This is a genomic window from Klebsiella sp. X1-16S-Nf21 (genome assembly GCF_002837615.1).
Taxonomy (GTDB): domain Bacteria; phylum Pseudomonadota; class Gammaproteobacteria; order Enterobacterales; family Enterobacteriaceae; genus Klebsiella; species Klebsiella variicola.
This window is the reverse complement of record NZ_PJDK01000057.1, coordinates 15227-34888: the sequence shown is the minus strand read 5'-3', so window position 1 is coordinate 34888 and position 19662 is coordinate 15227. Positions and strand designations below refer to the sequence as shown.

The 19662-nt window shown below is 58.2% G+C and carries 20 protein-coding genes and 1 riboswitch; of the genes, 12 read left to right on the top strand and 8 right to left on the bottom strand.

The window, feature by feature from the left end; genetic code table 11:
- Positions 1 to 451 precede the first annotated feature (451 nt).
- Entirely contained in the window at positions 452 to 2041 is a 1590-nt protein-coding gene (gene purH, locus CW267_RS21935) for a bifunctional phosphoribosylaminoimidazolecarboxamide formyltransferase/IMP cyclohydrolase (protein ID WP_038421990.1), read from the top strand.
- Between the two features lie 15 nt (positions 2042 to 2056).
- Positions 2057 to 3352 (top strand): phosphoribosylamine--glycine ligase, encoded by a 1296-nt coding sequence (gene purD, locus CW267_RS21930; RefSeq protein ID WP_046881195.1) that lies wholly within the window; start codon positions 2057 to 2059, stop codon positions 3350 to 3352.
- Here purD and zraR read toward each other — a convergent pair.
- On the bottom strand, positions 3342 to 4673 hold the full coding sequence (zraR, locus tag CW267_RS21925) for a sigma-54-dependent response regulator transcription factor ZraR (protein ID WP_100781666.1): 1332 nt from the start codon (positions 4671 to 4673) through the stop codon (positions 3342 to 3344). The genes purD and zraR overlap by 11 nt on opposite strands.
- Entirely contained in the window at positions 4660 to 6054 is a 1395-nt protein-coding gene (zraS, locus tag CW267_RS21920; RefSeq protein WP_100781665.1) for a two-component system sensor histidine kinase ZraS, read from the bottom strand. Before zraS ends, zraR begins: the two co-directional genes overlap by 14 nt.
- Positions 6055 to 6313: 259 nt before the next feature.
- Between zraS and zraP the strand changes: the two genes are divergently transcribed.
- Positions 6314 to 6751: a zinc resistance sensor/chaperone ZraP gene (gene zraP, locus CW267_RS21915; RefSeq protein ID WP_039102709.1), complete on the top strand. Its 438-nt coding sequence runs from the start codon at positions 6314 to 6316 to the stop codon at positions 6749 to 6751.
- Between the two features lie 3 nt (positions 6752 to 6754).
- On the opposite strand, the gene CW267_RS21910 is transcribed toward zraP, so the two are convergent.
- From CW267_RS21910 to nudC, 6 genes are all read right to left on the bottom strand, one after another.
- On the bottom strand, positions 6755 to 7450 hold the full coding sequence (locus CW267_RS21910; protein WP_012969176.1) for a DUF1481 domain-containing protein: 696 nt from the start codon (positions 7448 to 7450) through the stop codon (positions 6755 to 6757).
- 12 nt (positions 7451 to 7462) lie between these two features.
- Positions 7463 to 7735, bottom strand: a complete 273-nt coding sequence (gene hupA / locus CW267_RS21905; RefSeq protein ID WP_002884342.1) for a nucleoid-associated protein HU-alpha — start codon at positions 7733 to 7735, stop codon at positions 7463 to 7465.
- Positions 7736 to 7921: 186 nt separating this feature from the next.
- Complete coding sequence (locus CW267_RS21900) at positions 7922 to 8512, bottom strand: YjaG family protein (protein WP_012543208.1); 591 nt, start codon at positions 8510 to 8512, stop codon at positions 7922 to 7924.
- Positions 8513 to 8554: 42 nt separating this feature from the next.
- Positions 8555 to 9226, bottom strand: coding sequence for a deoxyribonuclease V (gene nfi, locus CW267_RS21895; protein WP_012969177.1), 672 nt, complete (start codon positions 9224 to 9226; stop codon positions 8555 to 8557).
- A 12-nt stretch (positions 9227 to 9238) separates the two neighbouring features.
- A complete protein-coding gene (gene hemE / locus CW267_RS21890; RefSeq protein WP_008807993.1) occupies positions 9239 to 10303 on the bottom strand; it encodes a uroporphyrinogen decarboxylase in 1065 nt (354 codons plus the stop codon).
- A gap of 40 nt (positions 10304 to 10343) precedes the next feature.
- The gene (gene nudC / locus CW267_RS21885) at positions 10344 to 11117 is read right to left on the bottom strand and encodes an NAD(+) diphosphatase (protein ID WP_008807994.1); all 774 of its coding nucleotides are present in this window, start codon (positions 11115 to 11117) and stop codon (positions 10344 to 10346) included.
- Between the two features lie 93 nt (positions 11118 to 11210).
- On the opposite strand from nudC, the gene CW267_RS21880 reads away from it, so the two are divergent.
- The 9 genes from CW267_RS21880 (at position 11211) to CW267_RS21840 (ending at position 19662) form a co-directional block, all read left to right on the top strand.
- A complete protein-coding gene (locus tag CW267_RS21880) occupies positions 11211 to 11708 on the top strand; it encodes an Rsd/AlgQ family anti-sigma factor (RefSeq protein ID WP_002884324.1) in 498 nt (165 codons plus the stop codon).
- Positions 11709 to 11761: 53 nt separating this feature from the next.
- Positions 11762 to 11886: riboswitch (TPP riboswitch) on the top strand.
- Between the two features lie 86 nt (positions 11887 to 11972).
- A complete protein-coding gene (gene thiC / locus CW267_RS21875) occupies positions 11973 to 13868 on the top strand; it encodes a phosphomethylpyrimidine synthase ThiC (RefSeq protein ID WP_008807995.1) in 1896 nt (631 codons plus the stop codon).
- Positions 13868 to 14503, top strand: coding sequence for a thiamine phosphate synthase (gene thiE, locus CW267_RS21870; RefSeq protein ID WP_008807996.1), 636 nt, complete (start codon positions 13868 to 13870; stop codon positions 14501 to 14503). Before thiC ends, thiE begins: the two co-directional genes overlap by 1 nt.
- Complete coding sequence (gene thiF / locus CW267_RS21865) at positions 14496 to 15251, top strand: thiazole biosynthesis adenylyltransferase ThiF (RefSeq protein WP_008807997.1); 756 nt, start codon at positions 14496 to 14498, stop codon at positions 15249 to 15251. Before thiE ends, thiF begins: the two co-directional genes overlap by 8 nt.
- On the top strand, positions 15235 to 15435 hold the full coding sequence (gene thiS / locus CW267_RS21860) for a sulfur carrier protein ThiS (RefSeq protein WP_008807998.1): 201 nt from the start codon (positions 15235 to 15237) through the stop codon (positions 15433 to 15435). Before thiF ends, thiS begins: the two co-directional genes overlap by 17 nt.
- 1 nt (position 15436) lies before the next feature.
- Entirely contained in the window at positions 15437 to 16207 is a 771-nt protein-coding gene (gene thiG / locus CW267_RS21855) for a thiazole synthase (RefSeq protein ID WP_008807999.1), read from the top strand.
- Positions 16204 to 17337, top strand: a complete 1134-nt coding sequence (gene thiH, locus CW267_RS21850; RefSeq protein WP_008808000.1) for a 2-iminoacetate synthase ThiH — start codon at positions 16204 to 16206, stop codon at positions 17335 to 17337. The genes thiG and thiH overlap by 4 nt, the downstream gene beginning before the upstream one ends.
- Before the next feature lie 315 nt (positions 17338 to 17652).
- Positions 17653 to 19185: a sensor domain-containing diguanylate cyclase gene (locus CW267_RS21845; protein WP_012543212.1), complete on the top strand. Its 1533-nt coding sequence runs from the start codon at positions 17653 to 17655 to the stop codon at positions 19183 to 19185.
- 171 nt (positions 19186 to 19356) lie between these two features.
- Positions 19357 to 19662 (top strand): PTS sugar transporter subunit IIB, encoded by a 306-nt coding sequence (locus CW267_RS21840; RefSeq protein WP_002884150.1) that lies wholly within the window; start codon positions 19357 to 19359, stop codon positions 19660 to 19662.

The window sequence follows — 19662 nt, the reverse complement described above, 5'->3', positions numbered from 1 at the left end:
TGGCGTATATTACGCTTTCCTCTTTCAGAGTCAACCCTGAATTTCAGGATTTTTCTCTTCAACCGAACTGGCTGTTTGTGTGAAGTGATTCACATCCGCCGTGTCGATGGAGGCGCATTATAGGGAGTTCTCGAGCGCCTGCAATAGAAAAATGGCAGAAAAATGACTGACTGCTGCATTCCCCAGCAAAACCCCGCTTTATACCCTTTTACACACAGAATTATCCACAGAAGCGCGATGAAAGGGCGACAAAAGCCCGGTGGGTCAGCTTCTATATAAAGAAGAAACGGTGGCTGAAAGAGAAAGATAAAAATTCGCGAGCGTTGCGCAAACGTTTTCGTTACAATGCCGCGCTATGACACGGATGCCCGGTTGGGTGCGTTAGGTGAGTTTTTAGGCAAAAACTCACCTAACGCTCTCTGTAATGTTCAAATCCTGGGGATTTAATACCATGCAACAACGTCGTCCAGTCCGCCGCGCTCTGCTCAGTGTTTCTGACAAGGCCGGTATCGTCGAATTCGCGCAGGCGCTTTCCGCTCGTGGTGTCGAGCTGCTGTCCACCGGCGGCACCGCCCGCCTGCTGGCAGATAAAGGCCTGCCGGTTACCGAAGTCTCTGACTACACCGGTTTCCCGGAAATGATGGATGGACGCGTGAAGACCCTGCATCCGAAAGTACACGGCGGCATCCTCGGTCGTCGCGGTCAGGATGACGGTATCATGCAGCAGCACGGTATTGCGCCTATCGATATGGTGGTCGTTAACCTTTACCCGTTTGCCCAGACCGTCGCTCGTGAAGGATGCTCGCTGGAAGACGCGGTGGAAAACATTGATATCGGCGGCCCGACTATGGTGCGCTCCGCAGCGAAGAACCATAAAGACGTCGCTATCGTAGTGAAGAGCAGCGACTACGACGCCATCATTAATGAGATGGACGCCAACGAAGGCTCCCTGACGCTGAACACCCGCTTCGACCTCGCCATTAAAGCCTTCGAACACACCGCCGCTTACGACAGCATGATCGCTAACTACTTCGGCAGCATGGTTCCGGCCTATCACGGCGAAAGTCAAGAAGCCGCTGGCCGCTTCCCGCGCACCCTGAATCTGAACTTCATTAAGAAGCAGGATATGCGCTACGGCGAAAACAGCCACCAGCAGGCTGCCTTCTATATAGAAGAGAATGTAAAAGAAGCCTCCGTAGCGACCGCCACTCAGCTGCAGGGCAAAGCGCTCTCCTATAACAACATTGCCGATACCGATGCGGCGCTGGAGTGCGTGAAAGAGTTCAATGAGCCAGCCTGCGTTATCGTTAAGCACGCTAACCCATGCGGCGTTGCCGTCAGCGACTCGATCCTCGATGCCTACGATCGCGCCTATAAAACTGACCCAACCTCCGCCTTCGGCGGCATCATCGCCTTTAACCGCGAGCTGGATGCGGAAACCGCGCAGGCCATCATCTCTCGCCAGTTCGTCGAAGTGATCATCGCGCCGTCCGCCAGCGAAGAAGCGCTGAAGATCACCGCCGCGAAGCAGAACGTCCGCGTACTGACCTGCGGTCAGTGGGATGCTCGCGTTGCCGGCCTCGATTTCAAACGTGTCAATGGCGGCCTGCTGGTTCAGGACCGCGATCTCGGCATGGTCACCGCGGGCGAACTGCGCGTAGTCAGCAAACGTCAGCCAAGCGAGCAGGAACTGCGCGATGCGCTGTTCTGCTGGAAAGTAGCGAAATTCGTCAAATCCAACGCCATCGTCTATGCCAAAGACAATATGACCATCGGGATAGGCGCCGGTCAGATGAGCCGCGTCTACTCAGCGAAAATTGCCGGGATTAAAGCCGGTGACGAAGGTCTGGAAGTGAAAGGTTCCGCCATGGCCTCTGACGCCTTCTTCCCGTTCCGCGACGGCATTGATGCCGCAGCCGCAGTGGGCATCACCTGTGTGATCCAGCCGGGCGGCTCTATCCGCGACGACGAAGTGATTGCTGCCGCTGACGAACATGGTATCGCCATGATCTTCACCGACATGCGCCACTTCCGCCATTAATTCACGGAGCTACAGATGAAAGTATTAGTAATCGGCAACGGCGGGCGTGAGCACGCGCTGGCCTGGAAAGCGGCCCAGTCGCCGCTGATTGATACCGTCTACGTCGCGCCGGGCAACGCAGGTACCGCCCTGGAGCCGTCGCTGCAAAACGTCGCCATCGGCGTTACCGATATTCCGGCGCTGCTTCGCTTCGCGCAGGATGAGAACATCGATCTGACCATCGTGGGCCCGGAAGCGCCGCTGGTCATTGGCGTAGTGGACGCATTCCGTGCCGCAGGGCTGACCATCTTCGGGCCAACCGAAGGCGCCGCGCAGCTGGAAGGCTCAAAAGCCTTCACCAAAGATTTCCTCGCCCGTCATCATATCCCGACGGCGGAATACCAGAACTTCACCGAGGTCGAGCCTGCGCTGGCTTATCTGCGGGAGAAAGGCGCGCCGATCGTCATCAAAGCCGACGGTCTGGCAGCGGGTAAAGGCGTTATCGTGGCGATGACCCTTGAGGAAGCCGAAGCGGCGGTCGAAGATATGCTGGCCGGCAACGCCTTTGGCGATGCTGGCCACCGTATCGTGATTGAAGAGTTCCTCGATGGCGAAGAGGCCAGCTTTATTGTCATGGTCGACGGCGAGCACGTCCTGCCGATGGCCACCAGCCAGGATCACAAGCGCGTCGGCAACGGCGATACCGGCCCGAACACCGGTGGGATGGGCGCTTATTCTCCGGCGCCGGTCGTGACTGATGAAGTCCATCAGCGCACCATGGAGCGGATTATCTGGCCAACCGTGAAAGGCATGGCCGCTGAAGGCAATACCTATACCGGTTTTCTGTATGCCGGTCTGATGATCGACAAACAGGGTAACCCGAAGGTAATTGAGTTCAACTGCCGCTTTGGCGATCCGGAAACCCAGCCGATCATGCTGCGCATGAAGTCCGACCTGGTAGATCTGTGCCTCGCCGCCTGCGCGGGCAAACTGGACGAGAAAACCTCCGAGTGGGATGACCGCGCGTCGCTGGGTGTGGTGGTTGCCGCCGGCGGCTATCCGGGCAATTACAACACGGGTGATGAGATCTTCGGCCTGCCGCAGCAGGAAGCGGCAGATGGTAAAGTCTTCCATGCCGGCACCAAACTGGCAGACGACCAGCGCGTCGTCACCAACGGCGGGCGCGTGCTGTGCGTGACCGCGCTGGGTGAAACCGTGGCGCAGGCGCAGCAGCGCGCCTATCAACTGCTGACCGATATTCGCTGGGACGGCAGCTTTAGCCGTAACGATATCGGCTGGCGCGCCATCGAACGTGAAAAAGCTAACGGCTAAGTTTTGCCAGCAGCGTTTTCCGCGTAATGCCTAACTGACGGGCGGCTTCAGTTTTGTTGCCGCCCGTTTTTTCCAGCGCCGCCAGAATCACCTCTTTTTCAACTTCCACTAACGGCTGAATCAGCGCGTTCTCGCTACCACCCGACGGCAACGGCGTGCCCGCTATCGCCAGCGGCAGTTCTCGTTCGGAGATATAGTTTCCGGTCAGCAGCACCACCGCCCGCTCCACCGCGTTTTCCAGTTCACGGATATTACCCGGCCAGGGGTAGTGGATCAGCAGATCCATCGCCTGCGGCGTAAACCCCTGCACCGTTTTGCGATTGCGTTCGGCATAGCGCTTAAGAAAGTGTTGCGCCAGTAGAGGAATGTCTTCCCGGCGCTGACGCAGCGGCGGCATATCAATGGTCACGACGTTCAGGCGATAATAGAGATCCTGGCGAAAGCGCCCGGCGCTCACCTCCTCCGCCAGATTACGATGGGTAGCGGCAATCAGCCGCACATCAACGGCAAGCGTCTGGTTACTGCCAACGCGCTGCACCTCGCGTTCCTGAATCGCCCGCAGCAGACGCACCTGCATCAGCGGTGAGATATCACCAATTTCATCAAGGAACAGCGTGCCGCCATCCGCCTCGACAAAACGCCCTTCCCGCCGCCGATCCGCCCCGGTAAACGCCCCTTTTTCATGACCGAACAGCTCGGACTCCAGCAGCGACTCATTCAGCGCCGCGCAGTTTAGCGTCACCAGCGGCTTCTCGCGGCGTTCGCTGCAGGCGTGAATGGCGCGCGCCACCAGTTCTTTACCGGTTCCCGATTCGCCGCAGATCAGCACCGTCGCATCCGAGGGCGCCACCAGCGTAATATTGTTGATAAGCGCCTGCATTGCCGGGCTATCGCCAATCATTCCCCATCGTAATTCTGTCGCGCCGCTGAAATCGCCCTCGCTCTGCCGGGTGTGTGCCAGCGCCTGAACCAGCGTCTGCTGTAGGGTGTCAAAATCCAGCGGTTTGACCAGATAATCCAGCGCCCCGGACTTAATGGCCTCCACCGCCGTGCCGACGCTGGAAAACGCCGTCATGATCAGCACCGGTATCGCCGGGTTATAGGCTTTTATCTCTTTTAACGTCGCGATACCGTCCAGCTCCGCCATACGGATATCGCACATCACCAGGTCGAAGACCTGGTGATGGATCTGCTCCAGCGCCTGCAGGCCGTTGTGAGCTAATGCCACCTGATAGCCCCAGCCGCGTAGCAGCGCCTGCAGGATCGTGCAGTGGCTGACGTCATCATCGACAACCAGAATCTGTACTTTATCGCTGCTCATCTTCCCTCCGTTGAGCATCTACTGGTAGCCAAAGCGTAAATATCGCTCCGGCTCCCGGCTGACTTTCGGCGCGGATCGTCCCGCCATGTTGTTCGATAATATTCTGTACCACCGCCAGCCCCAGCCCTGTGCCGTCCGCCTTGGTGGTGAAATAAGGAGTGAAGATGGCCTGCAGCTCTTCATCGCTCATCCCCTTACCGCTATCCTTGACGACAATTTTCACACGTTGCCGATCGGCTTCGCTTGCCGATACGTGAATGACGCCGTCGCGGCCAATAGCCTGCATCGCATTCAGATACAGATTCAACAGCACCTGGTTCAGACGGTCGGGGTCGGCTTTAATCGAGGTTAATTCAGGGCGCGGAGTAAATTGCAGTTCGATCCCGCGACTCTGCGCATCCTGGCTTACCAGCTGCAATGAGTGATGGATAAGCGCGTTAATATCGACCGGCTGGTAGTTTAAATGGGCAGGGCGAACCAGCTCCAGCAGTTCGCTGACGACCCGGTTCAGGCGGTCGGCCTCTTTCGCCATCACCAGCGCTAACTCCTGCGCCTCGCCGCCCGGCGGCGTACGCTCGGCAAAATACTTTGCCAGTCCTTTAATCGAAGAGAGCGGGTTGCGGATCTCATGCGCGACGCCAGCCGCCAGATGCCCAAGGGCCATCAGTTTTTCTTTGCGGGCCATCGCCTCCTGTAGCTGCTGACGTGAACGACGGTAGCGGCGGAACCAGAACTGAGCGAGGATCGTCGCGACGATGACCAGCGCCGCGGCCACCAGCATGATCATCATGTTACGCTGGCCGCGGGCCTGCGCCGCATCCAGCTCGCGGCTATCAAAGGCGATAAAAATCACCTGTGGAACATTGGGCTGAGCCAGCGCACTGTTGCAGCGCTTCATCATCCCCATATGATGGCCGCGAGAAGGATTGAGCGGGCGGAACTGGCGATAGATCTCCAGCGCCGGCTGCGGTTCGCTAAGCCGGCGCCAGCGGGCCTGTTCGCTCACGTGGAGTTCGCGCATCTGCGCCGGACTGTACAGCGCGTTATCCACCTGTTGCGGATCGCTATGGGCGATGATTTTACCGTTTTCATCGGTCACCGCGAACCACAGCACTCCGGGCTGCCAGGCCATCTCTTCCAGCAGGGCCTGCAGCTGCGCATGATGCATACGCATCCCCATCCCGACGCGCGTGCCAGACTCCAGCGCGCGGATCAGCACGCTCCCCTTATCCTCAATGGTTTGTCGGGCGGCGGTCGTCTCACGACCGTAGTCGCGGACGATCATTACGGAGAACAGCATGACCAACAGCACCATTGCGCCGGTCAGCAGCCAGCTCAGGGCGTCCGCAGCGGCGTGCCGGGAGAAAGGTTTGATCTTCATCGGTGAGTCCTTGTCATCTCTTTTTCGCTTTCTGCAGGATCCTTCAGCAGAAATCATGCCATTTTCCCACGCCGTCAATCCTGTTCTCAAACATATCGCCTGCGGTTTAGCGAGTAAAAATGACCCACCTGACCCGCCAGGAACGGGTCATTTTTACTCACCTTCCCCATCGGCTCCTCCGGCAGGCCCGTACGGGCGGGCTTTTTCAGGCTGGCATGGAAGATGCAATAACGAGAGAAACCACACAGGAGATAATGCCATGAAACGGAACCGTAACTTACCTCTCACCCTTGTCACCCTTGCCGTACTGACCTTTGGCAGCAACGCGGCCTGGGCCAACCATCACTGGGGCAATAACACCGGGATGGGCAATCAGGGTTACAGCCAGCTGACCCAGGAGCAGCAGGCTACCGCGCAAAAGCTGCATAACGATTACGCTGCGCAAACCAGCGCCCTGCGCCAGCAGCTGCAGTCCAAACGCTATGAGTACAATGCGCTGCTCACGACGCAAAAGCCGGACAGTGGAAAGATTGAAGCTGTCGCTCAGGAGATGGAAGGCTTACGCCAGAAGCTGGATCAGCAGCGGGTGAAGTTTGATGTCGCCCTGGCTGAGGCGGGCGTTCCCCGTGGCGCAGGAATGGGATACAACGGCTGCCGCGGTAACGGCGGTGGTCATATGGGCATGAACCACTGGTAATCGTTAGAAGCTTTTTTCTGTCGGCTGCCAGGTGCAGAAGTTTTCATTGGCGACCAGCAATAGTTGAGAGCCTTCAGACGCCTCCAGCCAGGCGATGCTCACCGCGGCGGAGGAATGACTCTGGCGACGTTCAATATGCGCCAGGGCCCGGCTATCGAGGTCAGGCTTCACCGTCTGACCTTCGCAGGTCAACACGGTATGCGCGGCAGCGTTCCAGCGCCCCTGACGCAGGACGACGCGTCCCTGGCGGAGAGCATCGCTGGTCTGGCGGATCTGCTCGGCGCGATAACGATACAGTGCGACCTGGTCGCTGGAGAGCTGTTGCTTCTGCCCGTCGACTTCCCGCTGCATAAAGCTGAGATCGCCCTGCGCGTCGAAGCGGGCGCGAATATGTTCCGGCGGCTTACCGTAGACATTGAGTTCGATAAACGTCAATTGATCGCCCTGCCAGCGATATTCACTGGTCGAGGTATCCCCGTGACGCCACGGGCTGAAAGCGGCGAGAAGATGGACTTCATCACCTGAATCTTTACGCCAGATACGCATCGCCCCCTGATTATCCGCATAACCGCTGGCGGTAAACGGTGGAAGCGAGGCGTCGTGGCTGCAGGCAGTCAGCAACAGGATGCCCGCCAGCGCCAGAGGCCGGCGCCAGACAGACAAAAGGGGCTTAATAGCCCCTTCGATAAAACTGTTCACTGCCACGCGGTCTTACTTAACTGCGTCTTTCAGTGCTTTGCCAGAAACAAATGCCGGCACGTTAGCTGCAGCGATTTTGATCTCTTTACCGGTCTGCGGGTTGCGGCCAGTACGCTCAGCGCGGTGGTTCACTTTGAAGGTACCGAAACCAACCAGTTGAACAGCATCACCTTCTTTCAGAGACTCAGTAATTGCAGCCAGGGTAGATTCCAGGGCAGCTTTAGCCTGTGCTTTGGACAGGTCAGCTTTGTCCGCAATTACATCAATCAGTTGAGTCTTGTTCATAAGTTATCCTTACAATGTGTTTATCGCTTGCTAAGCATCGAGTGCGACGGAAATGCCAAAAAAGCACCCTCCTGCATACACGCACCGATAGCCACTTTTTTTCGCCCTCCAAATGTAGACCAGACGGGGGGCGGAATGGAAGCCTTCAGACGCTACAATTCAGGCGGTAAATCACGTTTTCTGGTCTCACTGCTGAAAATTTATACCAATATTGCTCTCACCGGCCTCACGCAGGTCCGCGCGCAGACCTTTTATCAGCTCAAGGTCACGCTCTTCGCAGTCGGCCAGCAGGCGGAAAATTTCCCACTGAATATCCCATTCCTGCTCTACCGCCGGGTTCGCTTTCAGCTCTTCATCGGTCATTTCGCGACCGGCCTGGGTCATTTCCAGCATCGCCACGCTGGTGATGGATGTCTTGCTCACCTCAATCGCGTGCTCAAGTGTTTCACCGCTCAGACGCGAATGGATCAGTTCGCTCAACGCCACGCAGGCGTCTATAGCCGGGTAAACACCGTACAGGTCGAAATCATCTGCCGCCGGGATGGCCTCTTCCAGCTTCTCCAGCTGACTGTCGAAATTCACCTTCGCATCTTTAACCGTCAGCGTTTCCCAGATCAGGTCCAGGATACGACGGTACAGCTGGCCGTCGCCGAACTCGGTTTGCTTGCAGAACATGGCGTAGTTAGGGTACATACGCTCGCACAGGCAGGCCATAAAAGTGACATGCTGCCAGCTTTCCAGCTTCTCCAGGCGCAGGTGAATCGGGTTTTGTAACATGATGAATTCTCGAAGTCAGAAATTAGGCGCAGTGTACCTGAATCAGCCGTGATTTGCTTGCCAACGCACAAACGACGGACGACGGGACGCCACCGCATCGGCCCAGCGCGTCGGCTCGGGGAGACGATAGCCTCGCATGCAGCGCTCAACCCACATTAAGGCGCTGTCCATGCCCACCCGGTGACCGGAGCTAATAAACAGCGGGTTGCAGCGCACTTTGCTGCGCCAGACCCAGGCCAGTTGCTCATTTTTATCCATCAGCGGGGCCAGTGCGCCGGGCTCATCACCCAGTTCGCCGATTTTTCCGCACAGCCGTTTTTTCGCCACCCCGATGGTCGGCACGTCAATCATCAGACCAAAATGGCTGGCGACGCCGAGCCGCCGGGGATGGGAGATACCGTGGCCGTCGACGAAGAGCAGGTCCGGTTTTTGCGAAAGCTGCTCCCACGCCGCCAGCAGCGCAGGTGTTTCGCGAAACGAGAGAAAGCCGGGAATATAGGGCATGGTGGTGGCGACGCGCGCCACCTGATACTCCACCAGCTCAAGCTCAGGCCAGGTCAGCAGCACCATCGCAGCCCGGGTCACTTCCCCTTCCTGCTCAAACCCGACATCCGCGCCGCCGATCAACGCCGGCGGGTCGCGATCCAGTCGATCCGCTCGCTCGACCGACGCGGCTAACTGTTGTTGTTGGGTACGTAGCGCGGCTAAATCCATACGGCTTATCTCCTATTGATGATAGGGTGTGGAAAGACGATGCACCGCCTCAACAAAGACGCCCGCATGCTGCGGGTCGACATCCTGATGGATGCCGTGACCAAGGTTAAAGACATGACCTTCGCCCTGGCCGAAGCCGGCGAGAATAGTCGCCACTTCCTCTTCAATACGCGGGGCGGGAGCATACAGCATCGACGGGTCCATATTGCCCTGGAGCGCCACTTTGTGACCTACGCGACGGCGAGCATCGGCGATATCGGTGGTCCAGTCGAGCCCCAGCGCGTCACAGCCGGTCTCCGCCATCGCTTCCAGCCACTGGCCACCGCCTTTGGTGAACAGGGTCACCGGCACGCGGCGGCCTTCGTTCTCCCGCAGCAGGCCATCGACAATTTTATGCATGTAGTAGAGCGAGAACTGCTGATAGTCGCGACCGGTCAGCACCCCGCCCCAGGTGTCGAAAATCATCACCGACTGCGCGCCGGCTTTGATCTGCGCGTTGAGGTACAAGGTGACGCTTTTCGCCAGCTTCTCCAGCAGCGCATGCAGCGCCTGCGGTTCGGCGTACATCATCTTTTTGATCACGGTGAACGCTTTGCTGCTGCCGCCTTCCACCATGTAGGTCGCCAGCGTCCAGGGGCTACCGGAGAAGCCGATCAGCGGCACTTCGCCTTTCAGTTCGCGGCGAATGGTACGCACGGCGTTCATGACATAGCCCAGTTCCTGCTCCGGATCCGGGATTGGCAGCTTGTCGACGTCGGCTTTGCTTTTTATCGGCGAGGTGAAGCGCGGACCTTCGCCAGCTTCAAAGTACAGCCCCAGACCCATGGCGTCCGGGATCGTCAGGATGTCCGAAAAGAGGATCGCCGCATCCAGCGGGTAACGGCGCAGCGGCTGGAGCGTCACTTCGCAGGCCAGCTCGGCATTTTTACACAGCGACATAAAGTCGCCCGCTTGCGCACGGGTGGCTTTGTACTCCGGTAAATAGCGGCCCGCCTGGCGCATCATCCACACCGGGGTGACATCAACCGGCTGACGCAGCAGCGCGCGCAGGTAACGATCGTTTTTCAGTTCGGTCATTTTTACATTCCTTTAGCGTTGATGCGCCCAGTGTAACATGTCACTCGAACTCTGCCCGACACATCGCCACCGTATCTTCGATAAGCCGACGCGCCACCGTGCCCGGCGGTGGCAGGAGCGGCAGATTGTCATAGCGGTACCAGTCCGCGGTCAGCAGCTCTTTTTTGTCGACCACGATATCGCCATCCGCGTAATCCGCCATAAAAGCGGTCATCAGCGACTGCGGGAACGGCCACGGCTGAGAGGTCACATAGCGCAGGTTTTTCACCTTGATACCGCTCTCCTCCATCACCTCGCGGGCCACCGCCTGCTCAAGGGTTTCACCCACTTCGACAAACCCGGCCAGCACGGTGTGCACGCCGTTACGATGGCGGGTATGTTGCGCCAACAGGATCGAATCATCGCGACGGATAGCGACGATAATGCAGGGGGCAATTTGCGGGTAATAGCGTTCACGGCAGTGGCTGCACAGCATCGCCCATTCGCTTTTGCTGGCATGCATCGGATGGCCACAGTAGCCGCAAAATTTATGCGATCGATAAAATTCGGCGAGCTGGATCCCTCGCCCCGCCAGCTGGAAGAGACCCGGATCCTGATCCAGAACCTGGCGTAACGATCCCATGTCATGGCGGCGATCCTGGCGCACCATCCAGACGGACTCGCCCTGCCACTCGCCAATATGCAGCGCATGCTGTCCGACAAGATCGAAATTAACCGCTTCGCCATGTGGTAATTCTCCACCAGGCAACCATAATTTTTGTTCGTGACTGACAACCCACCAGCCGCGATCTAATTTTTCAATAATACGATCCATATCTATTGCACTACCTTTGCTTCACTGGCATGTTGTTAACATTATATTTACATTTTGGTGAGCAGATTTAAATCAAAACTAGCGGAGTCAATCATGCTAAACCAGCTGGAAAATCTGACGGAGCGCGTTGGCGGTAGTAATGAACTGGTCGATCGCTGGCTACAAGTGCGTAAGCATCTGCTCGTGGCTTACTACAATCTGGTTGGCCTGAAACCGGGCAAAGAGTCATTTATGCGGCTAAACGAAAAGGCGCTGGATGACTTTTGCCAAAGTCTGGTGGATTACCTCTCATCCGGTCATTTTAGTATTTATGAACGCATTATTGGCGAAATGGAAGGCGACACCCCACTTTTAGCCGCCACCCGGCTTTATCCACAGCTGGAAGCCAATACCCAGCAGATGATGGACTACTACGATACCTGCCTCGAAAACGCTATCGATCACGATAACTACCTTGAATTTCAGCAGGCGCTGTCGGATATCGGCGAGTCGCTGGAAGCACGTTTCGCGCTGGAGGATAAACTGATCGCCCTCGCCGTCGCGCATAATCTGAGCAACGACGTGCGCGATAATATTGCGCCGACCGCTTGAGTTGTGCGCAATTAACGAGTAGTTTACCTCCATTCCCCCTCTCCGGAGGGGACGTCATCTTGTCGGAGTGCCTATTTTCCATGCGCTGGCTAAAGTGGAAAAGGCTGAGACCGTTAATTCGGGATCCGCGGAACCTGATCAGGCTAATACCTGCGAAGGGAACAAGAGTAAACTGCTGGTCGCACCTGTCCGTTCTGGATCGGTCGCATCTGTTACTCCATCCGTCGTCTGACAAGCCATCTCCTTTTTTAACTGGAATGCGCTATGTCTACTACCAAACTCACCCGTCGGGAACAACGCGAGCACGCGCAGCGATTCATTGATACGCTGGCAGGTACCGCTTTTCCCAATTCACGCCGCATCTACGTTCACGGCTCACAAGCGGATATCCGCGTCCCGATGCGTGAAATTCAGCTCAGCCCGACCCTCGTCGGCGGCGATAAAGATAACCCCCGGTACGAAGCCAATGAACCGATCCCGGTATATGACACCTCCGGCCCTTATGGCGACCCGGATATTGGCATTGATGTCCGCCAGGGGCTGGCAAAGCTGCGCCAGCCGTGGATCGACGCGCGTAACGACTGCGCTCCGCTCAGCGAACGCAGCTCGGCCTATACCAAAGCGCGGCTGGCCGATGACGGTCTCGATGAGCTGCGCTTCAGCGGCCTGCTGACGCCCAAACGCGCCGTCGCCGGGAAATGCGTTACCCAACTGCACTACGCCCGCCAGGGGATCGTCACCCCGGAGATGGAGTTCATCGCCATTCGCGAAAACATGGGTCGCGAACGTATCCGCAGCGAGGTTCTGCGCCAGCAGCATGCCGGGGAAGGCTTCGGTGCCCGCCTGCCGGAAAACATTACCCCCGAGTTCGTCCGCGATGAAGTTGCCGCCGGACGCGCCATCATCCCCGCCAACATCAACCACCCGGAATCTGAGCCGATGATTATCGGCCGCAATTTCCTGGTGAAAGTGAATGCCAATATCGGCAACTCGGCGGTGACCTCTTCCATCGAAGAGGAGGTGGAAAAACTGGTCTGGTCAACCCGCTGGGGCGCCGACACGGTGATGGACCTCTCCACCGGCCGCTATATCCACGAAACCCGCGAGTGGATCCTGCGCAACAGCCCGGTGCCGATTGGTACCGTTCCGATTTACCAGGCGCTGGAGAAGGTCAACGGCATTGCCGAGAACCTGACCTGGGAAGCCTTCCGCGATACCCTGCTGGAACAGGCCGAACAGGGCGTCGACTACTTCACGATTCACGCCGGCGTACTGCTGCGCTACGTGCCGATGACCGCGAAGCGCCTGACAGGTATCGTGTCGCGCGGTGGTTCAATCATGGCCAAATGGTGCTTGTCGCACCATCAGGAAAACTTCCTCTACCAGCACTTCCGCGAAATCTGTGAAATCTGCGCCGCCTATGACGTTTCGCTGTCCCTCGGCGATGGCCTGCGCCCCGGCTCGATCCAGGACGCCAACGACAAGGCGCAGTTTTCCGAGCTGCGCACCCTCGGCGAACTGACGAAAATCGCCTGGGAGTATGACGTACAGGTGATGATTGAAGGCCCCGGCCACGTGCCGATGCAGATGATTCGCCGCAATATGACCGAAGAGCTGGAGCATTGCCACGAAGCGCCGTTCTATACCTTAGGCCCGCTCACCACCGACATCGCGCCGGGCTACGACCATTTCACTTCCGGTATCGGCGCGGCGATGATCGGCTGGTTTGGCTGCGCGATGCTGTGCTACGTCACGCCAAAAGAGCATCTCGGCCTGCCCAACAAAGAGGATGTGAAACAGGGGCTGATTACCTACAAAATCGCCGCCCACGCCGCCGACCTCGCGAAAGGCCACCCCGGGGCGCAGATCCGCGACAACGCGATGTCCAAAGCGCGTTTCGAATTCCGCTGGGAAGACCAGTTCAACCTCGCGCTCGACCCCTTCACCGCGCGGGCCTATCACGATGAAACCCTGCCGCAGGAGTCCGGCAAGGTCGCCCATTTCTGCTCCATGTGCGGGCCGAAATTCTGTTCGATGAAAATCACCCAGGAAGTCCGCGACTACGCCGCGAAGCAAAATATCGAAGCTGGCATGGCCGATATGTCGCATCACTTCCGCGCCCGTGGCGGCGAAATCTACCTGAAACAGGAGGAAGCCTGATGTATCAACCTGATTTTCCACCCGTCCCATTTCGTCTTGGACTCTACCCGGTGGTTGACAGCGTGGCGTGGATTGAGCGCCTGCTGGAGGCGGGAGTGCGTACTCTTCAACTGCGCATCAAAGACCAACGTGACAGCGACGTGGAGAATGACGTGATCGCCGCCATCGCCCTTGGCCGCCGCTATCACGCCCGGTTGTTCATTAACGATTACTGGCAGCTGGCGATTAAGCATCAGGCCTACGGGGTACACCTGGGGCAAGAAGATCTGGAAACCACCGATCTGAGCGCTATCCGCAAAGCCGGACTGCGTCTTGGCGTCTCCACTCACGACGATATGGAAATTGATGTCGCGCTGGCGGCGCGCCCCTCTTACATCGCGCTGGGCCACGTCTTCCCGACACAAACCAAACAGATGCCTTCCGCGCCGCAGGGCCTCGACCAGCTAGCCAGACATATTCAACGCCTGGCGGATTACCCCACCGTCGCGATCGGCGGCATCAGTCTGGAAAAAGCGCCGGGCGTACTGGCGACCGGCGTCGGCAGCATCGCGGTAGTCAGCGCTATTACCCAGGCGGCGGACTGGCGGGCAGCAACAGACCAGCTGCTGGCGCTGGCGGGAGCAGGCGATGAATGATCACGACTTTATGCGCTATAGCCGCCAGCTGCTGCTGGAGGATATTGCCATCGAGGGTCAGCAGAAACTGTTAGCCAGCCGGGTGCTGATTATCGGCCTTGGCGGGCTGGGCTCCCCGGCGGCGCTCTATCTTGCCGGAGCGGGCGTCGGGACGCTGACCCTGGCCGATGACGACGCCGTGCATCTCAGCAACCTGCAGCGGCAGATCCTGTTCACCAGCGAGGATATCGACAGGCCAAAAGCCGCGGCGGCAAAGACCCGGCTCAGTCAGCTAAACCCGCAGATCAAACTGGTTGCGCTCCAGCAACGTCTGAGCGGCGAGGCGCTGCGCGCTGAGGTGGCGAAAGCGGACGTGGTGCTGGACTGCACCGATAACATGGTGACCCGCCAGGCAATCAACGCCGCCTGTGTGGCCCTCGACACCCCGTTAGTGACCGCCAGCGCCGTCGGCTTCGGCGGTCAGTTGATGGTGCTCACTCCCCCCTGGGCGCAGGGCTGCTATCGCTGCCTGTGGCCGGATAGCGACGAACCGCAGCGCAACTGCCGCACCGCGGGGATCGTCGGCCCGGTCGTCGGCATGATGGGCACGCTGCAGGCGCTGGAGGCGATTAAGCTACTCAGCGGCATGACGACGCCGCGTAATACCCTGCGGCTGTTCGACGCCCGCACCAGCAACTGGCGTAATCTGGCGCTACAGCGCTCCCGGAATTGCCCGGTGTGCGGAGGGCGGCATGCAGATTTGGTTTAACGACGAGCCGCTGGCATGTGCCGACAATCTCAGCGTCAGCGCCCTGCTGACCCAGCTCGAACAGCTGCAGCCGGGCGTTGCGCTGGCGCTTAATCAACACATCCTGCCGCGCGACCGGTGGGAAGATCATCTCTTACAGGAAGGCGATCGGATCCTGCTTTTTCAGGTTATCGCTGGAGGCTGACATGTTACGTATTGCAGACAAAACGTTTGAATCCCATCTTTTTACCGGTACCGGCAAATTCGCCGCCCCGGAGGTGATGGTTGAGGCGATTCGCGCCTCGGGAAGCCAGCTGGTAACCCTGGCGATGAAGCGCGTCGATTTACGCCAGCACAATGACGCCATCCTCGCCCCGCTGCTGGCGGCGGGGGTCAGCCTGTTGCCGAATACGTCAGGCGCCAAGACGGCGGAAGAGGCGGTGTTTGCCGCCCGCCTGGCGCGGGAAGCCCTGGGCACCCACTGGCTGAAGCTGGAGATCCACCCGGATGCCCGCTGGCTGCTGCCTGACCCCATTGAAACCCTGAAGGCGGCGGAGCTGCTGGTGCGCGAAGGGTTCGTCGTCCTGCCCTACTGTGGCGCCGATCCGGTGCTGTGTAAACGGCTGGAAGAGGCTGGCTGCGCGGCGGTGATGCCGCTGGGTGCGCCGATCGGCTCCAATCAGGGGCTGGAAACCAGGGCTATGCTGGAGATTATTATCGAACAGGCGACGGTACCGGTGGTGGTTGATGCCGGGATCGGCGTGCCGAGCCATGCGGCGCAGGCGCTGGAGATGGGCGCAGATGCGGTGCTGGTCAATACCGCCATTGCCGTCGCCGACGACCCCGTGACCATGGCCCGCGCCTTCCGTATGGCAGTCGATGCCGGATTACTGGCGCGTCAGGCCGGACCGGGGGCACGCAGTACGCAGGCGCAGGCCACCAGCCCGCTGACCGGATTCCTGGAGGCGCTGGCATGAAAACCTTCAGCGATCGCTGGCGGGAGCTGGAGTGGGACGACATCCGCCTGCGCATCAACAGCAAAACCGCCGCCGACGTCGAACGGGCGCTGGCGGCCAAACAGCTCACCCGTGACGACATGATGGCCCTGCTTTCACCGGCGGCGGCCAACTATCTTGAACCGCTGGCCCAGCGCGCGCAGCGGCTCACCCGGCAACGCTTCGGCAATACCGTCAGCTTTTACGTACCACTGTATCTCTCCAACCTGTGCGCCAATGACTGCACCTACTGCGGCTTCTCAATGAGCAATCGCATTAAGCGCAAGACGCTGGATGCCGCCGAGATTGCCCGCGAGTGCGCCGCGATCCGCGACCTGGGCTTTGAGCATCTGCTGCTGGTGACCGGCGAGCATCAGGGCAAGGTGGGAATGGATTATTTCCGCCAGCACCTGCCGGCTATCCGCAGCCAGTTTGCCTCGCTGCATATGGAGGTGCAGCCGCTGGCGACCGAAGAGTATGCCGAGCTGAAAACGCTGGGGCTCGACGGGGTAATGGTCTATCAGGAGACCTACCATGAAAGCATGTATGCCCAGCACCATCTGAAAGGGAAAAAACAGGATTTCTTCTGGCGGCTGGATACACCGGATCGCCTGGGCGAGGCGGGGATCGATAAGATCGGCCTCGGTGCATTGATTGGTCTTTCCGACAGCTGGCGGGTGGACTGCTTTATGGCCGCCGAGCACCTGCTGTGGCTGCAGCAGCGCTACTGGCGCAGCCGCTACTCGGTCTCCTTCCCGCGCCTGCGTCCCTGCGCCGGCGGTATTGAACCAGCTTCGCTGATGGATGAGCGCCAGCTGGTGCAGACCATTTGCGCCTTCCGCCTGCTGGCGCCGGAGGTTGAGCTGTCGCTTTCAACCCGTGAATCACCCTGGTTCCGCGACCGGGTGATCCCGCTGGCGATCAATAACGTCAGCGCCTTCTCTAAAACGCAGCCCGGCGGCTACGCCGACGATCATCCGGAGCTCGAGCAATTTGCCCCACATGACGATCGCCGCCCTGAAGAGGTCGCCAGCGCGCTAGCCGCCCGTGGCCTGCAGCCGGTATGGAAAGACTGGGACAGCTGGCTGGGACGCGCCTCGCAATCATCATGAAGTATGTTGCAAGCCGCTGATTATTTTGCGTGCCTGCACGAGAGATGAAAAATGGGGAGTCGCCCGATTGCCGCCGTTTTTCTATTCTGCCCGGGTCAGCAGCGGACGCTGACCAGGGCGAACGTTTTCTTCCTCATTTTCGCCCTGCCTCTCCGCGCTGCGCGAGGGCCGGTTCATTATCGACGAATATAAATCACGATAGATGAAGGCCTCAGAGTTATAATTGAGCAATAGTTAACTGATTCGATCGGCAGGCTCGCTGACACAAGCTGCGTTCGGACCCTTGGTTTATACATCCGGGACGATTAACGATTCATGGCGCTACACAACAGAAAACTCTCTTTTACGACACCAATCGTCGTGGGGTTTGCCGGCATTTTGCTCAGTTTCATGCTGATTGCTACTTTTGTCACCCTGGCACAGCGGAAAGATTTTCTCGAAGATTATCACGATATTAACCGCAACTTTACCCACAACCTGGCCATCAACTATACGGAAACGCTGCTGCGGGAAAATGATTTTATCCTCGGCCGCGCGGCCACCTTCTTTGCCCGTAATGACGAACTGAACCGCGCGGTGAACGTTGATCCGGAGAAAGGGTTAACCACGCTAATGCAGTTACAGAACATGATGCCAAGCGTCTCATCCATCTCGCTGGCGGATACCGAGGGCCACTATCTGCGCGCCCCGGAAGTACTGAAAAATGAAGACAGCCTGGCTTTCGACCCCAAAACGCGGCCCTGGTTTATCAAACAGGCAGAAGCCAGCACCTTCAGCCACTACACCAGCCCGTATATGGACTTTTTCACCCACCATCCGACGATTACCATTTTCAAACCCATCATTACTCCGGAGGGTAAACTCAAGGGCAGCCTGGCTTTTCATCTAGATCTCACCTCCATGGGGTTCGCGCTACGGCAGATGGTCGCCCCCGTACAGGGGGAATTTTTTGTGGTGCAGCGGGATGGCAAAGTTGTCCTGCACTCCGACCCGGGCGCGCTGTTTAAACCCTTCGTCAGCGACGAACTGATGGATAAAATGACCAGCGGAGAGGGGCAGCTTTACGATGTCAGGAGCGATACCTGGTATTACTACTACTCCTTTACCAATCCCGACTGGTTCGTGATTTACCGTGTCGATAACGCCACCCTGATCAATCTGACGCGCCATGAGACAAACTTAGTGATCGGCGGTTTCTCACTCGCGGCGATTATCATCCTCTTGTTCGGCCTTTATCTGCGTCATGCTTCCCGTACCGTGCTGATGAATATCATCAATGCGATTAAAACCGGCGACGTCAAACGCGCTCCGCGCCTTGAGGCAATGCTGAGTAAAGCCATTGAAACCAACAAACAGCGTGAACTGACCTACGTTCGCCAGGCCACCATCGACGCCCTCACTGGCTGCAAAAACCGCCGCGCCTTCGACAGCGATATCGCCGCGCTGATGAACGATCACCAACCTTTCGCCCTTGCCCTGGTCGATATCGATAACTTCAAATCGATCAACGACACCTGGGGACACCTCAACGGCGATATCGTCCTGCGCAACGTCGCCCGCGAGGGGCTGCAGGTCCTCCAGCCGCTGGAGATTTCCCTTTATCGCTACGGCGGTGAAGAGTTCGCGGTGGTCTTTCCTGCCGAACACATCGATAACGCCCGAACGCTACTGGAAACATGGCGGGTCAACGTCGAACGGCGTACCTGGCGCGAAGATGGCCTGACGGTCACCTTTAGCGCCGGACTGGGGGAATGGAATATGGAGCCGCTGGATAAGCTGGTGGTGAGCGTCGATGAGGCACTTTACAAAGCCAAGCAACAAGGTAAAAACCGCATCCTCCGCGCGTGAGACAACAGGACGCGGCCGCCCACTTCGGTGGGCTTTTTTATTTTTATCGGCAAAAATGAAACCGGTTTCAATTTTTGTGTGATGACTTACACACAATCACGGTAAAGCGGTTGTCGCATCGCCAGGGCCGCGATAAAGATAAGACATCACGGAACACAAGGGCCACTGACTATGAAGAATATCGTTTTGTGCTGTGCCGCCGGTATGTCCACCAGCATGCTGGTTCAGCGTATGCAAGATGCCGCGCAGAAAAAAGGTGTTGAGGTTTCTATCAAGGCCGTCCCGGTCGCCGAGTTTAAAGATAACCTGGCCGCCGCCGACATTATTTTGCTCGGCCCGCAGGTGAAATATGAGCAGGCGAAACTGCAGGCGCTGGCCGATCCATTCGGCAAGAAAGTCGCGGTGATCGATATGATGGACTACGGCATGATGAAAGGCGATGCCGTTCTGGATAAAGCCCTGAAGATGCTGGAGTAA

Coding starts and splice junctions, on each gene's coding strand:
- CW267_RS21840 (WP_002884150.1), top strand. CDS start 19,357: ATGAAGAATATCGTTTTGTGCTGTGCCGCCGGTATGTCCACCAGCATG.
- thiC (WP_008807995.1), top strand. CDS start 11,973: ATGTCTACTACCAAACTCACCCGTCGGGAACAACGCGAGCACGCGCAG.
- nfi (WP_012969177.1), bottom strand. CDS start 9,226: ATGGATTTAGCCGCGCTACGTACCCAACAACAACAGTTAGCCGCGTCG.
- CW267_RS21845 (WP_012543212.1), top strand. CDS start 17,653: ATGGCGCTACACAACAGAAAACTCTCTTTTACGACACCAATCGTCGTG.
- zraS (WP_100781665.1), bottom strand. CDS start 6,054: ATGAAGATCAAACCTTTCTCCCGGCACGCCGCTGCGGACGCCCTGAGC.
- thiE (WP_008807996.1), top strand. CDS start 13,868: ATGTATCAACCTGATTTTCCACCCGTCCCATTTCGTCTTGGACTCTAC.
- thiF (WP_008807997.1), top strand. CDS start 14,496: ATGAATGATCACGACTTTATGCGCTATAGCCGCCAGCTGCTGCTGGAG.
- purH (WP_038421990.1), top strand. CDS start 452: ATGCAACAACGTCGTCCAGTCCGCCGCGCTCTGCTCAGTGTTTCTGAC.
- thiG (WP_008807999.1), top strand. CDS start 15,437: ATGTTACGTATTGCAGACAAAACGTTTGAATCCCATCTTTTTACCGGT.
- zraP (WP_039102709.1), top strand. CDS start 6,314: ATGAAACGGAACCGTAACTTACCTCTCACCCTTGTCACCCTTGCCGTA.
- purD (WP_046881195.1), top strand. CDS start 2,057: ATGAAAGTATTAGTAATCGGCAACGGCGGGCGTGAGCACGCGCTGGCC.
- zraR (WP_100781666.1), bottom strand. CDS start 4,673: ATGAGCAGCGATAAAGTACAGATTCTGGTTGTCGATGATGACGTCAGC.
- hupA (WP_002884342.1), bottom strand. CDS start 7,735: ATGAACAAGACTCAACTGATTGATGTAATTGCGGACAAAGCTGACCTG.
- nudC (WP_008807994.1), bottom strand. CDS start 11,117: ATGGATCGTATTATTGAAAAATTAGATCGCGGCTGGTGGGTTGTCAGT.
- hemE (WP_008807993.1), bottom strand. CDS start 10,303: ATGACCGAACTGAAAAACGATCGTTACCTGCGCGCGCTGCTGCGTCAG.
- thiS (WP_008807998.1), top strand. CDS start 15,235: ATGCAGATTTGGTTTAACGACGAGCCGCTGGCATGTGCCGACAATCTC.
- CW267_RS21880 (WP_002884324.1), top strand. CDS start 11,211: ATGCTAAACCAGCTGGAAAATCTGACGGAGCGCGTTGGCGGTAGTAAT.
- thiH (WP_008808000.1), top strand. CDS start 16,204: ATGAAAACCTTCAGCGATCGCTGGCGGGAGCTGGAGTGGGACGACATC.
- CW267_RS21900 (WP_012543208.1), bottom strand. CDS start 8,512: ATGTTACAAAACCCGATTCACCTGCGCCTGGAGAAGCTGGAAAGCTGG.